General features: G+C 70.2%; 11 protein-coding genes. 7 read left to right on the top strand and 4 right to left on the bottom strand.

What is annotated here, in order from left to right; translation table 11 throughout:
- Positions 1-30 precede the first annotated feature (30 nt).
- From Q344_RS0115775 to Q344_RS0115765, 3 genes are all read left to right on the top strand, one after another.
- On the top strand, positions 31-723 hold the full coding sequence (locus tag Q344_RS0115775) for a MarR family winged helix-turn-helix transcriptional regulator (RefSeq protein WP_229669194.1): 693 nt from the start codon (positions 31-33) through the stop codon (positions 721-723).
- Positions 724-909: 186 nt separating this feature from the next.
- Positions 910-3,324, top strand: a complete 2,415-nt coding sequence (locus tag Q344_RS0115770) for a ligase-associated DNA damage response DEXH box helicase (protein WP_028287595.1) — start codon at positions 910-912, stop codon at positions 3,322-3,324.
- An 89-nt stretch (positions 3,325-3,413) separates the two neighbouring features.
- Entirely contained in the window at positions 3,414-4,352 is a 939-nt protein-coding gene (locus Q344_RS0115765) for a DMT family transporter (protein ID WP_028287594.1), read from the top strand.
- On the opposite strand, the gene Q344_RS0115760 is transcribed toward Q344_RS0115765, so the two are convergent.
- Positions 4,276-4,956 carry a thiamine diphosphokinase gene (locus Q344_RS0115760; RefSeq protein WP_028287593.1) on the bottom strand — a complete coding sequence of 227 codons (681 nt, stop codon included), beginning with the start codon at positions 4,954-4,956 and terminating at the stop codon, positions 4,276-4,278. The genes Q344_RS0115765 and Q344_RS0115760 overlap by 77 nt on opposite strands.
- Before the next feature lie 166 nt (positions 4,957-5,122).
- Here Q344_RS0115760 and Q344_RS0115755 point away from each other — a divergent pair, with 166 nt between their 5' ends.
- Positions 5,123-7,468 carry a hypothetical protein gene (locus Q344_RS0115755; protein WP_028287592.1) on the top strand — a complete coding sequence of 782 codons (2,346 nt, stop codon included), beginning with the start codon at positions 5,123-5,125 and terminating at the stop codon, positions 7,466-7,468.
- 292 nt (positions 7,469-7,760) lie between these two features.
- Here Q344_RS0115755 and Q344_RS0115750 read toward each other — a convergent pair whose 3' ends face one another.
- The gene (locus Q344_RS0115750; RefSeq protein ID WP_028287591.1) at positions 7,761-8,549 is read right to left on the bottom strand and encodes a crotonase/enoyl-CoA hydratase family protein; all 789 of its coding nucleotides are present in this window, start codon (positions 8,547-8,549) and stop codon (positions 7,761-7,763) included.
- Between the two features lie 117 nt (positions 8,550-8,666).
- On the opposite strand from Q344_RS0115750, the gene Q344_RS0115745 reads away from it, so the two are divergent.
- Both Q344_RS0115745 and Q344_RS26380 read left to right on the top strand, forming a co-directional pair.
- Complete coding sequence (locus Q344_RS0115745; RefSeq protein WP_028287590.1) at positions 8,667-9,770, top strand: pyridoxal phosphate-dependent aminotransferase; 1,104 nt, start codon at positions 8,667-8,669, stop codon at positions 9,768-9,770.
- A gap of 471 nt (positions 9,771-10,241) precedes the next feature.
- Positions 10,242-10,418: a hypothetical protein gene (locus Q344_RS26380; RefSeq protein WP_169739199.1), complete on the top strand. Its 177-nt coding sequence runs from the start codon at positions 10,242-10,244 to the stop codon at positions 10,416-10,418.
- Here the strand turns inward: Q344_RS26380 and Q344_RS0115735 are convergent.
- A complete protein-coding gene (locus Q344_RS0115735; RefSeq protein WP_028287589.1) occupies positions 10,415-11,608 on the bottom strand; it encodes a pyridoxal-phosphate-dependent aminotransferase family protein in 1,194 nt (397 codons plus the stop codon). The two genes, Q344_RS26380 and Q344_RS0115735, sit on opposite strands and share 4 nt — an antisense overlap.
- Before the next feature lie 179 nt (positions 11,609-11,787).
- Between Q344_RS0115735 and Q344_RS24170 the strand changes: the two genes are divergently transcribed.
- Positions 11,788-13,581 carry an ABC transporter ATP-binding protein gene (locus Q344_RS24170; RefSeq protein WP_051630679.1) on the top strand — a complete coding sequence of 598 codons (1,794 nt, stop codon included), beginning with the start codon at positions 11,788-11,790 and terminating at the stop codon, positions 13,579-13,581.
- On the opposite strand, the gene Q344_RS0115725 is transcribed toward Q344_RS24170, so the two are convergent.
- Positions 13,520-14,200 (bottom strand): glycosyltransferase, encoded by a 681-nt coding sequence (locus tag Q344_RS0115725; RefSeq protein ID WP_028287588.1) that lies wholly within the window; start codon positions 14,198-14,200, stop codon positions 13,520-13,522. The two genes, Q344_RS24170 and Q344_RS0115725, sit on opposite strands and share 62 nt — an antisense overlap.
- Positions 14,201-14,214 lie beyond the last annotated feature (14 nt).

Genomic DNA, 14,214 nt, shown 5'->3' with positions numbered 1-14,214 from the left:
ATGTGTCGCTCGCAATTGCATGTCAATGGCATGCATATCCGAGATCGGCACATTCCGGCGCTGCCCGCGTGGCACCGGAACACGGAGGACAGGACAATCGGCTCCCGCGACGATGTGATGAAGGCGCAGCTCGAACGTGACGGCATCCCGCCCGAGGTGACGGACCGGGCGCTCACGCTCGACGCGATCGTGCAGCAATGGCGACGGCGCGTGCAGAAACGCGAACTTGGCCGCATGGCGCTGCGCGAGCTGGACCTGCCGCTCGACCTGCCGAAGCTCGACGTGCTGATCGCGATCTGGGCGCCCTCGAACGAATTCGGACGGGATGACGCCGAGACCATGGTCTCGACGATCTCCACCCGGCTCGGCATCGACCCCTCCCGCGCCTCACGGCTGGTGTCCGACCTGATCGGCCAGGGCTACGTCAAGCGCGCCGTCTCGCAGCAGGATGCGCGGCGCACGGTGGTGGAGCTGACCGAGGCGGGGCAGGCCATCGTCGATGCGGTGCGCACGATCAAGTTCCTGATCCTCGGCGAATTCCTCTCGGGCTGGAGCGACGATGAGATCGAGACCTTCATCCCGATGCTCGAACGCTATTCGCACTGGGCCGAGCAGGCCGAAACGATGAATGCGGGCGTCGCGCAGCCCGAGATCCAGAAGGTGGCGGCGCAGCTGCGGGCCAAGCTCGGCGAAGCGGGCGGCACGGACCAGGGCCGGGCCTAGGCGCGGCCTGCATCCGCCCCCCTCCCCCCCGGACGATCCGCGCGGTGGCTCGGGCGGGCCAAGGGGGGCGTTGCCCCCCTCTTTCGTTCGGGGGCCGAACGAAATTCACCCCCCAGGATACGTGACCAGAGGAAAGTGGGGCGGGTTTGCCCTTGTCCGACGGGCGCGACGGGCTAAGAACGGAGCATGAACGCGCTTCCGGCCCCCTTCACTGACTGGTTCGCCACACGCGGCTGGCGGATCCACCCGCATCAACAGGCGATGCTCGACCGGGCCTCGGATCCGGCGCTGCTGCTGATCGCGCCGACCGGCGGCGGCAAGACGCTGGCGGGCTTCCTGCCGACGCTCGTGGAGCTGTCCCGGGGCGGGCACAAGGGGCTGCACACGCTCTATGTCTCGCCCCTGAAGGCGCTGGCGGCGGACATCCGGCGCAACCTCACCACGCCGGTGGAGGAGATGGGCCTGCCGATCCGGATCGAGGACCGGACCGGGGACACCTCTTATACCCAGAAGCGGCGGCAGCGGGCGGACCCGCCGCATATCCTGCTGACCACGCCCGAAAGCCTGGCGCTGCTGATCTCCTACCCCGATGCGCCGCATATCTTCGCCGGGCTGCAGCGCGTGGTGGTCGACGAGATCCACGCGCTGGCCGAGAGCAAGCGGGGCGACCAGCTGTTCCTCGCGCTCTCGCGGCTCCAGACGCTCTGCCCGGGGCTGCGGCGGGTCGGGCTCTCGGCCACGGTGGAGGATCCGGCGGCGATCGCGCAGCTGCTGGCCCGGCACCCCGATCCCTGCGAGATCCTGAACGCCGATCCCGGCCCCGATCCCGACATCGCCATGCTGGAAACCGAGGAGCGCCCGCCCTGGTCGGGCGGCGGCGGCGCCTACGCCGTCCCCGCGGTGCTGGAGCAGATCCGGCGCCACAGGACCACGCTTGTCTTCCACAACACCCGCGCGCAGGCCGAGATCTTCTTTCACAACCTCTGGATGGCGAATGCCGAGGGGCTGCCGATCGGGATCCACCACGGCTCGCTCGACCGCACGCAGCGGGAGCGGGTCGAGAAGGCGATGACGCAGGGGCGGCTGCGGGCAGTGGTCTGCACGGGTTCGCTCGACCTCGGGATCGACTGGGGCGACGTCGACCTCGTGATCCAGGTCGGCGCACCGAAGAACGTGAAGCGGCTGGTGCAGCGGATCGGACGGGCCAACCACCGCTACAACGCGCCCTCGAAGGCGCTGCTGGTGCCCGCGAACCGCTTCGAGGTGGTCGAATGCGTGGCCGCGCTGGAGGCGGTCAAGGCGCGCGACCTCGACGGCGACCCGCGCGGACCCGGGCCCCGCGACGTGCTCTGCCAGCATATCCTGATCACCGCCTGCGCCGGCCCGTTCGACGCCCGGGCCCTCTTCGACGAGGTGAGAACGACCGGCGCCTATGCCGACCTCACCCGGGCCGAGTTCGACGATTGCCTCGATTTCACCGCCACCGGGGGCTACGCGCTCAGGGCCTATGACCGCTGGAAGCGGCTGCTGCAGGGGCCGGACGGGCTCTGGCGGCTGCGCGATCCGCGCGCGACCACGCTGATCCGGATGAACATCGGGACGATCTTCGATTACGACAAGCTCAAGGTCCGGCTGAAACATGGCGGCGGGCGTCCCCTCGGCGAGATCGAGGAAGGGTTCGCGGCCTCGCTCTCGCCGGGGGACACCTTCCTGATCGGCGGGCGGATCGTCCGCTACGAGGGGCTCAACGAGCTGACGGTCGAGGTCACCCGCAACGCCGCCCGCAAGCCCAAGATCGCGGTCTTCGGGGGCACGAAATTCGCCACCTCCACCCAGCTCAGCCACCGGATCCTGCGCATCTTCCAGCAGGAGACCTGGCCCAACCTGCCCCGCCACACCGCCGAATGGCTGGACCTGCAGCGCGAGGTCTCGCGCCTGCCCGAGCCGGGACGGCTGCTGCTGGAGAGCTTCCCCCACGACGGGCGCCAGAACCTCGTGATCTACGGGCTCGCCGGGCGGAACGCCCAGCAGACGCTGGGCCTGATCCTGACCAAGCGGATGGAGGAGCTGGGGCTCGACCCGCTCGGCTTCGTCGCGACCGATTACGCCACGCTGATCTGGGGGCTGAAGCGGCTGAGCGACCCGGTGCCGCTGTTTGCGCCGCACGCGATCCGGGAGGGGCTGGAGCGCTGGTTCACCGACAATGCGCTGATGAAGCGGACCTTCCGGATGTCGGCCCAGATCGCCGGGCTCATCATGCGCAACCAGCCGCGCGGCGGGAAATCCTCGGGGCGGCAGGCGGCGTTCTCGTCCGACATCCTCTACGACACGCTCCAGAAATACGACCCCGATCACCTGCTCCTGCGGATCACCCGGACCGAGGCGATGCGCGGGCTGGTGGATTTCGGGCGGGTGGAAGAGATGCTGGCCCGCACGGCGGGGCGGATCGACCATGTCGCGCTGGAGCGGATCACGCCGCTCTCCGCGCCGCTCTTCCTTGAACAGGGGCGCGTGCCGATCGCCGGCATGGCGCAGGAGCGTCTGCTCGCCGAGGAGACCGAGCGGCTGATGCAGGACGCGGGGCTTGCGCCGCAGGCCTGACCGCCGGGCGGTTCCGCGATGCGAAAAAAGCGTTGCCGAAACGCATGTTTGGATGGACAAGCCACATGACGCCAACTAGCGTCTGGCCGATGGCACAGGACAACCCGCTGCTTGGCATATTGCTGATGATCGGCTTCTGCGTGGTCGCCCCCATGGGCGACGCGGTGGCGAAGCTGCTCGGAGAGAGCCAGCCGCTCGGACAGATGCTGATCATCCGCTTCGCGGTGCAATGCGTGCTGCTCCTGCCGCTGGTCGCGGTGACGGGGCGGGCCTGGCGCCTGTCGGGGCGGCTGCTCCGGCTTGCGACGCTGCGGACCGGGCTGCACATCCTCGGCATCGGGATGATGTTCACCGCCCTGCGGTATCTGCCCCTGGCGGACGCGGTGGCCATCGCCTTCGTGATGCCCTTCATCCTGCTGATCCTCGGCCGCTACATCCTGGGCGAAGAGGTCGGCATGCGCCGGCTCGCCGCCTGCGTGATCGGCTTCATCGGCACGCTGATGGTCATCCAGCCGAGCTTTGCCGAGGTCGGCCTCCCCGCCCTGCTGCCGCTGGGTGTCGCGGTGAACTTCGCCGTCTTCATCATGGTGACCCGCCAGCTCGCGCCGCACACGGATCCGATCGGGCTGCAGATGGCCTCGGGGGCGATCGCGACCCTGATTCTGGTCCCCGCGGTGCTGCTGATGCAGCCTCTCGGTCTTCAGATCACCGATTTCGCGCCGATCCGGGGTGACGATGCGGTCCTGCTCTTCGCCATCGGCGCGCTCGGGACAACGGCACATCTGCTGATGACATGGTCGCTGCGCTACGCGCCCTCGGCGACGCTGGCGCCAATCCAGTACCTCGAGATCCCCGTCGCCGCGGTCATCGGCTTCCTGATCTTCGACGACTGGCCCGACGGGCTGGCGGCCATCGGGATCGTGATCACGGTCGCCGCCGGGCTCTACATCGTCATGCGCGAGCGGGCCATCGCGCGGGCGCAGCCGCGAGCGCATGCGCCGTTGCCGCCAGTTCCGCCCGAGGCATGATCACGAGCATCAGCGGCGCGTCGAAGCTCAGGTGCACCGGGCCGCTGACCCGGTTCGACGTGCCGACCCGGCGGTCCGGCGCGAAGTCCAGCCCGTCGATCGGCCATTCCAGCCCCTCGGACCGGCCCGTCACCGCGCCCAGCGGATAGAGCGACAGCCAGCTGCCCGGCGGGGGCGTCAGCGTCAGTTCGGGCGGGCAGAGGAAGACCACCTCGGCCTCGCCCGCCAGCAGGCAGCGCCGGTCGGGGTGACGCAGCAGGACCGTGTAGGCTGCGAGCGCATGATCGGCGCGCCCGCCTGCAAAGCCTGCGCCCAGCACCAGCGGCGCCTCGACGTGGCGCAGCGCCTTGTCGAAATCCGTCGTCTCCTGCTCGGCGATGACGTGCAGCCGGTCGGCGGGCAGATCGTCCATGCGGACCGCATCCAGCGAATCCAGGTCGCCGATCACCGCCTCGGGCAGCCGGCCGCGGTCCAGCGCATGGGCCGCGCCGCCGTCGACGCCCACCACCGGCCCGCTCAGGGCGAAGACCTCGTCCAGCAGCGCCGCGGAAACCGGCGCGCCGCCGAGAAGGGCAACGGTTTCTAAGCTAACCAGCGGTAACAATGCGGCGGACTCCCTTGGCGGCACGTGGACATGAACCATACAATCGACACAAAATGACACCCAATACACCATAGATTCGGGCAGGTTCTGTCGCATCGTCCAGTCTGTCGAGGTCCACGAGCAGTGTCGGGCCCACCAAGGTTACGAACAAGAAGCGAGCAAGACTGTGGTAGATTCAAACAAGATACTGACCGTCTCCTACGGGACGTTCTCCTGCACGCTCGAAGGCTTTGACGACGCGTTCGAGACGATGAAGGCCATCGCGGAATACTTCCGTGACCTTGCCGCCGATGATCGGTTCTTCGGGGCCGAACCGCCGACGCCCGATGCCGAGATGATGGCCCGCATCGCCGAACGCGGCTCTGCCCGCCGGGTCGAGGCGCGCGCCTCGGACGACGGGATCGTCCTGCGCTCGGGCGCCGCCGCGCCGGCGCTGCCGGCCGCAGCCGCCCCCGCCCCGCGGAAGGAGACGCCGGCCGCACCCGTGCAGGACGCGGCCGAGGACGAGGCGCCGGAGGACGACTTCGCCGAAGAGGACATGCCGCCGGCCGCTGCCCGAGGCCCCGCCGCCCTGCCGATGGCGGATGAGGACAGCATCGTCGCAAAGCTGCGCCGCATCCGCTCGGTCGTCTCGCGCAACGGTGCCACGACCGCGGGCGATTACGCCGAGGATCAGGACATCTACGAGGCGCCCCGCGCCGCCGGGCTCGACGCCAGCGCGCTCTACGAGGCGACGGTCACCCCCGAGGCGACCGAGGAGGCCGCCCTGGCCGAGCTGGAGGACGAGATCTCGGCCGCCGAGGCGCGCGACGCGCAGCCGGGGGACATGGCCGGCGACGAGGACCTTTCCGAAACCGCCGAGGACGAAGGGGCCGCGGTCAGCTTCCAGGATGAGGCTGAAGAAGAGACCGCCGCTGCCGAGGAAGAGACCGCCGGAGACGAAGCCTTCGAGGAGGTCGAGGCCTTCGAGGACGGATACGAAGACGAGGACACCGTGGCGGAGGACGCCGCCTTCGAAGAAGAGGAGGACGCCGCCTTCGAAGAGGACGCCTTCGACGAGGGGGAGGAGGCCGCCTTCGAGGATACCGACGAGGCAGACGCCTTCGAGGAGGAGGAAGCCGCCTTCGAGGATACCGACGAGGCAGACGCCTTCGAGGAGGCCACCTTCGAGGAGGCCGCGTTCGACGACGACGAAGCCGACGCTTCCGCCGAGGACGCGCCCGTCGCCGAGAACACCCGGCACCAGTCCGACATGGACCACGACGACGACGAGGAGCACCATCACCGCACCTTCCCCGTCGCGGCCGCCACCGCCGCGGCAGCCGCCACCGGCTGGCCGCGCGTCGTGAAGGTCAAGCGCCGCGACATGGAAGCGGTCGCCGCCCGCAATCCCGCCGTCGCCGCCGCATCCGGCCTGAGTGCCGAACAGGAAGCCGAGCTGCAGAACGAACTTGCCGAGCTCGAGGCCGAAATGGCGGCAGAGGCCCGCGCCATTCCCGCCGAGGACGCCTACGAAGAGGATATCGAACCCGCCGAGGCGCGCCATGTCGAGCTCGACGAGAACGACGCCGATGCGGATTACGCCGGGACCGAGGCAGAGCCCGCCCATGCCGCGGACGAAGCCTGGGACGAGGACGACGACGAAGCCGCCTGGGAAGAGGCTCTTGCGGAGGACGACGACATCCCCGCCGAAGCGGCAGAGCTCGCCGGTCAGGAGACGTACTTCGAGGATGACGAGAACGCGGCCGAGGCCCCGGCCGAGATGCCGCAGGCCCCCACCGCCCCGGCCGGCCGTGCGAAACTCGACGCCTCCGCCAATCCCGGCGACATGGACCGCATCCTCGCCGAGACGAACAACCAGCTCCACGAGACCGAGGGCACCCGTCGCCGCAGCGCGATCCAGCACCTGCGCGCCGCCGTCGCCGCCACCAAGGCGGAACAGCAGGCCGGCTCCGACCTCGGCGCCGGGAAGGACGAGGACCACACCAACGCCTATCGCGAGGACCTCGCGCAGGTCGTCCGGCCCCGGCGCCCGCGGTCGGGCGGCACCACCGGCCGCCGGACCGAGGACAAGCCCGCGCCGCTGCGCCTCGTCGCCGAACAGCGCGTGGACATCGAAGCCGAACACCGCGCCCCGGTCCGCCCCCGCCGCGTCTCGATCGCCGACCTGATCCGGCAGGAAGCCGACGATGAGGAGGACGCGGTCCAGCCCGACACCGCCAAGGGCGAAGGCTTCCCCGCCTTCCTCGAGGACAGCGGTGCCGAGGAGCTCTCCGAGGTGCTCGAGGCCGCGGCCTCCTACCTCGCCTTCGTCGAGGGCCGGGAACAATTCTCCCGCCCGCAGCTGATGAACCGGGTGCGCGAGGTCGACCCCGACGGCTACAGCCGCGAGGACGCGCTGCGCGCCTTCGGCTCGCTCCTGCGCGAGGGCAAGATCCGCAAGGTCAAGGGTGGCCGCTTCGCCGCGTCCGACCGCATCGGGTTCCGCCCCGACCAGCGCGCCGTCGGCTGACACCGGCCACGGACCTGCACGAAGGCCCGGATCCCCGCGATCCGGGCCTCCGCCGTTTCCGGCCTGTCTGTCGCGGGACGCGCGGCCGAACCCGCCCTGCGCGGCCTGCCGCAACGCCGGGCGCCTTGCCGTGCGGACGCCCCCCGCCGGTCAGGCCGGGGCTGACCGGCCCCATGATCTTCAGCATCTCACCGCCCTGATCCGGGCCGGAAACCGCGGGCGTCAGCCCGGCACTACGCCCCGCACGACGAAGCGCCAGCCCGACCCTCTTGCCCAGCCCCGCGCGCGCCGCTCAGTCGAACCGCGCGGCGCGTTTCTCCATGTTGGCGGCGATCACCTCCTTCTGATGCGCGCCCCCGATCAGGTTGGCCTGCTCGCGGCTTTCCTCCAGCAGCACCGCCTTCTCGTCCGCGCCGCTTTCGGCGAAATCGATCAGCCGCTTGGCCGCCCGGATCGCCGAGGGCGACTTGCCCGCGATCAGCGTCGCGATCTCCATCGCCCGGGCCAGCGGGTCGGCGGCCAGTTCCGTCACCAGCCCCCAGGCGAGCCCCTGCTCGGCCGTGACGGGCTCCGCGGTATAGGTCAGCAGGCGCAGCACGTCCGACCGCAGGTTGTGCCGGAAGACGGGCATCCCGCCCATGTCGGGTACGAGACCCCACTTCATCTCCATGATCGAGAGCTTCGCGTCCGGCGCCGCCACCCGGATGTCCGCCCCGATGGCAAGCTGCAGCCCCGCGCCATAGGCCACGCCATGCACCGCCGCGATCACCGGCACCGGCATCTCGCGCCAGACGGTCGCGACGCGCTGCGAGATGTTCGACAGCCCGTGGGTCCGCTCCATCATGCGCCGCATCGGGTCTTCCCGGCCCATGGCCCCGAAGCTCGCCATGTCGAGCCCGGCGCAGAACGCCCGGCCCTCGCCCGAGAGCACCACGGCCCGGATATCCTCGCGGCCCAGCAGGTCCTCGCCCGCCGCGACGATGGCTTCCTTCATCTCCGGGTCCACGGCATTCATCTTGTCACCGCGGGTCAGGGTGACCTTCGCGACATGGTTCTCGATCTCCACGGAAACGCGCGCCATCTCTTCCTCCTCGTCCTGGTTCCGGCGGCGAGTGCACCCGATCGCGCGGCCAGCGTCCAGATGTGACGCTGCGAATTTCACTTGCGGAGCGGCCCCGCGCCACACTATCCCGCCGCCATGACCGGACCACGCATCACAGACCTCGTCGCCTCCCTGCCCGCAACCGTGCCCTTCGTCGGCCCGGAAGAGCTCGAACGCCGCCGCGGCGCGCCCTTCGACGCCCGGCTCGGCGCGAACGAGAACGTCTTCGGCCCCTCGCCCCGCGCGGTCGCCGCGATGCAGGAGGCCGCCGCCGAGATCTGGAAATACGGCGATTCCGCCAGCCACGACCTGCGCGCCGCGATCGCCGATCGGCTGGGGATCACGCCCGACCACATCGTCATCGGCGAAGGGATCGACGGGCTGCTCGGCTATCTCGTCCGCATCCTGGTGGCCCCGGGTGACGTTGTGGTGACCTCGGCCGGCGCCTATCCGACCTTCAACTACCACGTCGCGGGCTTCGGCGGCCGGCTCGAGACCGTGCCCTACCGCGACGATCGCGAGGACCTGCCCGCGCTTCTGGCGAAGGCCGCCGAGACCGGCGCGCGGCTGGTCTATTTCGCGAACCCCGACAATCCCATGGGCTCCTGCATCCCCGGCGACGAGGTGGCCGAGAGTCTCGAGGCCCTGCCCGCGGACGCGCTTCTGGTGCTCGACGAGGCCTATCTCGAATTCGGCCCCGACGCGGCCCATGTGCCGCTGCCCTTCGACGATCCCAGGGTGATCCGGATGCGCACCTTCTCCAAGGCCTACGGCATGGCCGGGGCCCGGGTCGGCTATGCCATCGGCGCGCCGGCGCTGATCGCGGTCTTCGAGCGCATCCGCAACCATTTCGGCATGAACCGAACGGCCCAGATCGGCGCGCTGGCGGCCTTCGAGGACCGCGACTGGCTGGCCCATGTCCAGGCGCAGGTCGCCGCGGCGCGCGAGGAGATCGCCCGCATCGCCCGCGACAACGGCCTCACCCCCCTGCCCTCCGCCACCAATTTCGTCACCGTCGACTGCGGCGGCGACGGGGCCCGCGCCCGTGCGCTGGTCGCCGCGCTCGCGACCCGCGGCGTCTTCGTCCGGATGCCCTTCGTGGCCCCCGAGGACCGTTGCATCCGTATCTCCTGCGGGACAGAGGCGGATCTCGCCGTGCTCGCGAAAGCCCTGCCCGCCGCGCTGGCGGAGGTGACATAGCGCTCTCTTCCCCCCTCGCCCGGAGAGCGGCATCAGACAGACAAGAGGGCGCAGGCCCGATGTCAGCCGCAGTGCCCCCGCCGCGCCACATCTCGGCCCGGGAGGCGATCAGCCCTGACAACCCATCGTGAAAGCAGATCGCGGTGGAGGGGGCCCAGACTCACTGGTAGTTGCAGTGCCCCCGCCTCGCACGACGGCTCGACTGGGGTCTCGATAACTGCTGAGAACCAGACGTCAGTTCAAACAGCGGCGGTGGAGGGGGCTCTGCCCCCGTCGCCTGACGGCGACTCCCCCGGGATACATTGACCAGAGGAAAGCAGGGCCCGCGCCCCGCCCTTCCTCTGGTCTCGTATCCTCGGGGGGTCCGGGGGGCAGACAGCCCCCCGGGGTCGCCACAGGCGAAATGACCGGATTGTAGGACGCGCCGCCGCCGCGTGCTATCATCGTCCAGCCGCAATGGAGGAGGGCCAGATGGACGACGAGACCCGCCCCGCCGCTCCGAACTACACCAGCGCCTTCCTCTGGATGGCGCTGGTGAACCTGCTGTGGATTCTCGGCCTGATCTGGGCGGTCTTCGGCCTGCCCGCCGTGATGGCGGCGGGCTGGCTGCTCGACCGGGTGATCCAGCGGTTCTGCCGGAGGGCCTAGCCCTTCGCGATCACCTCGGCCGCCGCGCCGAGCGCGCCCTCGCCGAAGGGGATCTCGAGCGCGCGCATGCCCGCCTCGATCACGCCGAGCAGGCCCAGGATCATGTGCGCATTGACATGCCCCATATGGCCCAGCCGGAAGAAGCCGTCGCCCCTGGGATCGCCGCGCTCGGCCATGCCGAGGCCGATGCCCAGCACCACGCCCGCGTTCTTTTCGGTCCAGCTGCGCAGCCTCTGGCCGTTGCCGCCGCCCAGCCCGAGCGCGGTGACCGCGTGGCTGCGGTTTGCCCGGTCGGCGACGTTGAGCGTCATCGGACCGCCCTGCCCCCAGGTCTCGCAGGCGGTCCAGATCGCCTCGGCGAGCCGGGCGTGGCGGGCCCAGATGTTCTCCATCCCCTCGGCGTGGATCATGTCGAGCGCCTTGCGCAGACCGTAGACATGGTGCGTCGCCGAGGTGCCGCCGAAGAACTGGTAGGGCCATTCCGGGGCGCAGCGCTCGGTCCAGTCCCAGTAGCGCGAGACCTGGTTCTGCGACGACACGGCCTTGGCCTTGTCGTTGAAGAACACGAAGGACAGGCCCGGCGGGACCATCAGGCCCTTCTGGCTGCCGGTGATCGCGATGTCGACGCCCATGGCGTCCATCTCGAAGCGGTCGCAGCCCATCGAGGCGATGCAATCGGCCATCAGCAGCGCCGGGTGGCCTGCCGCGTCGATCGCCGCGCGCAGCGGGGCGGGTTCGTTGCGGACCGAGGTCGAGGTGTCGACATGCGAGAACAGGACCGCGCGGATCTTCTGGTCGCGGTCGGCCCGCAGCGCGTCCTCGACCTGCGCCGGGTCGATGATGCTCTTCAGGCCGAAATCGATCTTCTCGACCTCGAGGCCGAGCCCCTCGGCCATGTCGGCCCAGCCGTGCCCGAACCGGCCCGTGACCGCCACCAGGAGCTTGTCGCCGGGCCGGGTGATGTTGGCGAGCGCCGCCTCCCAGGCCCCGTGGCCGTTGGCGATGTACATGGCCGCGTTGCCCTCGGTCCGTGCGACCTTCTTCAGGTCGGGAAGGATCGAATGCATCACCTCGTCGATCTCGCCCTCATAGATGTTCGGCGAGGGAATATGCATCGCCTGCAGCACCGGGTCGGGCATGACCGAGGGACCGGGAATGGCGAGATAGGGACGGCCTGCTGCGAGCGGCATGAGGGGGGACTCCGGGGTGTGATCGTAACCCGCGCAGCTTTAGCGCAAGGCGCGGGAGGGTCAATCGCGCTCGGCCCGGGCGAGCCGTGCATCACGGCACAGGCGCACCGCTATTCCTTGCATCAGCCCCGGCTGCCTTCTAAGCAGCCACTCGACGCCGCAGCCGAAGGACGCAGCCCATGAGCGCCGATGCCTCCAGCCGAGACCTGATGGGATGGCTCTGGCGCGGCTACCTGCGCCGGCATATCGGCGTGCTGGCGATCGCCTTCGTGCTGATGGCGATGGAGGGGGCGGCCATGGGCGCGCTCTCCTACATGATGAAGCCGATGTTCGATCAGGTGTTCATCGCCGGGAACACCGGCGCGCTCGCCTGGGTCGGCGCGGTGATCTTCGGCATCTTCGTGGTGCGCGGCGTGGCGGGGACGTTGCAGAAGGTGCTTCTGGCGCAGGCTGGGCACCGGGCTGCGGCGCGGCTGAGGGGCGACCTGCTGCGCCACCTGATGGGGCTCGACGGCGCGTTCCACCAGTCGCACCCGCCGGGCTTCCTGATCCAGCGGGTGCAGTCGGACGTCAATGCGATCACCGAGATCCTGACCAAGATCATGACGACCGTGGGCCGCGACCTGATCGCCCTGATCGTGCTTCTGGGGGTCGCGATCTCGGTCGATCCGCTCTGGACGCTGATCGCCTGCGTCGGCGCGCCCGCGCTGGTGCTGCCTTCGTTCCTCGTGCAGCGCTTCACCCGCGCCCGGGCGCGCGAGGCGCGCGATCTCGGCGCGCGGCTCGCGACCCGGCTCGACGAGGTCTTCCACGGCATCGTGCCGGTGAAGCTGAACCGGCTCGAACGCTACCAGGCCCGGAATTACGATGCCCTTTCGGACGAGCTCGTGAAGGCCGAGGTCCGGGCGACGCTGGGGTCCGAGCTGATGTCGGGCATGGTCGACATCATGGCGGGCGTCGGCTTCCTCGGCGTGCTGATCTACGGCGGGGGCGAGATCATCGCCGGCGACAAGACGGTCGGGCAGTTCATGTCGTTCTTCACCGCGATCGGGCTGGCCTTCGACCCGCTCCGCCGGCTTGGCGCGATGACCGGGGCCTGGCAGATCGCGGCCGCCGCGATCGAGCGGATCCGGGACCTGCTCGAGACCCGCGCGACCGTCTTTTCCCCCGCCCGCCCGGTGCCCGCGCCGCGAGGCACCCCGAAGGTCGAACTGAAGGATGTCCACCTCAGCTACGGCGAGACCTCGGTGCTGAACGGGCTGACGCTCACCGCCGAGGCCGGGGAGACCACGGCGCTGGTCGGCGCGTCGGGGGCGGGCAAGTCAACGGTGTTCAACCTGCTGACACGGCTGATCGACCCGGCCTCGGGCGAGGTGCTTCTGGATGGTGTCCCGGTCTCGGACGTGGACCTTGCCGATCTGCGGTCGCATTTCTCGACCGTCACGCAGGACGCCGCGCTCTTCGACGAAACGCTGCGCGAGAACATCCTCCTGGGCCGCACCGATGTCTCCGAGGCGCGGCTTCGCGAGGTGCTGGACGCCGCCCATGTGACCGAGTTCCTGCCCCAGCTCTCGGACGGTCTCGACAGCCACGTCGGGCCGCGCGGCTCGGCCCTGTCGGGCGGGCAGCGGCAGCGGGTGGCCATCGCCCGCGCGTTGCTGCGCGACACCCCGATCCTGCTGCTGGACGAGGCGACATCGGCGCTGGACGCGCAATCCGAGAAGCTGGTGCAGGAGGCGCTCGAGCGGCTGGCCAAGGGCCGCACGACGCTGGTGATCGCGCACCGGCTTTCGACCGTCAGGACCGCCGACCGGATCGTGGTGATGGACAAGGGCCGGGCGATCGACGCGGGCACGCATGAGGAGCTTCTGGCGCGCGGCGGTCACTATGCGACGCTGCACGCGCTCCAGTTCAGCGACGGCGATACGCGCGCGCCAGAGCTTCCGGATCCGCGCCAAGCAGGTAGCGCGTGAGGGTCGTCAGGTTGCGCGCGCCGCGGCGCAGCCAGCCGCCGGTCTCGTAGCGCTCGGGCGAGGTCACGGCGACCGCGTCCAGCGCCCGCAGCCGGCCCCTGAGCGCAAGCGCAAGCGCCACATCCTCCATCAGCGGCTGGTCGGGCACGCCGCCCACTTCCTCGAGCAACCGTCGCGGCAGGATCAGCCCCTGATCGCCGTAGGGCAGCCCGGCATAGCGCGAGCGCGCATTGGCCCAGCCCGCCACCGTCCGGGCGCGCCAGCCGCCCCGCGCGAAGCTCAGACGGAAATACCCCGCCTCCCCGGAGGCGAGATGGCGCAGCGCGACATCGGCCCAGCCCGGCGCAAGCTGCGTGTCGGCGTGCAGCAGGAGCAGCCACTCCCCCTCGGAGGCCGCGATCCCGCGCCGGATCTGGCCTCCGCGCGATGCGGGACCCTCGACCCAGACCGCGCCGAGTTCACCCGCCACCGCGCGCGTCGCGTCGGTCGAGCCGCCATCCGAGATCACGACTTCGCGGACGAGGCCGGCCTCGAGCCCCTCGAACAGCGCGCCGGCGCAGCCGGGCAGGGCCTCTGCCGCGTCGAGGGTCGGAATGATCACGGATAATGGTGCCCGCATGGCTCCCCCCTGTC

This window comes from Pseudooceanicola nanhaiensis DSM 18065 (assembly GCF_000688295.1).
GTDB lineage: Bacteria > Pseudomonadota > Alphaproteobacteria > Rhodobacterales > Rhodobacteraceae > Pseudooceanicola > Pseudooceanicola nanhaiensis.
Note: the sequence above shows the minus strand (reverse complement) of the source record. Positions and strands in the feature narration are given on the sequence as shown.

Bases quoted from the DNA above. Each gene is read 5' to 3' on its own strand.
- Q344_RS24170 (WP_051630679.1), top strand. From the start codon at position 11,788: ATGAGCGCCGATGCCTCCAGCCGAGACCTGATGGGATGGCTCTGGCGC.
- Q344_RS0115735 (WP_028287589.1), bottom strand. From the start codon at position 11,608: ATGCCGCTCGCAGCAGGCCGTCCCTATCTCGCCATTCCCGGTCCCTCG.
- Q344_RS0115765 (WP_028287594.1), top strand. From the start codon at position 3,414: ATGGCACAGGACAACCCGCTGCTTGGCATATTGCTGATGATCGGCTTC.
- Q344_RS0115725 (WP_028287588.1), bottom strand. From the start codon at position 14,200: ATGCGGGCACCATTATCCGTGATCATTCCGACCCTCGACGCGGCAGAG.
- Q344_RS26380 (WP_169739199.1), top strand. From the start codon at position 10,242: ATGGACGACGAGACCCGCCCCGCCGCTCCGAACTACACCAGCGCCTTC.
- Q344_RS0115745 (WP_028287590.1), top strand. From the start codon at position 8,667: ATGACCGGACCACGCATCACAGACCTCGTCGCCTCCCTGCCCGCAACC.
- Q344_RS0115770 (WP_028287595.1), top strand. From the start codon at position 910: ATGAACGCGCTTCCGGCCCCCTTCACTGACTGGTTCGCCACACGCGGC.
- Q344_RS0115750 (WP_028287591.1), bottom strand. From the start codon at position 8,549: ATGGCGCGCGTTTCCGTGGAGATCGAGAACCATGTCGCGAAGGTCACC.
- Q344_RS0115775 (WP_229669194.1), top strand. From the start codon at position 31: ATGCATATCCGAGATCGGCACATTCCGGCGCTGCCCGCGTGGCACCGG.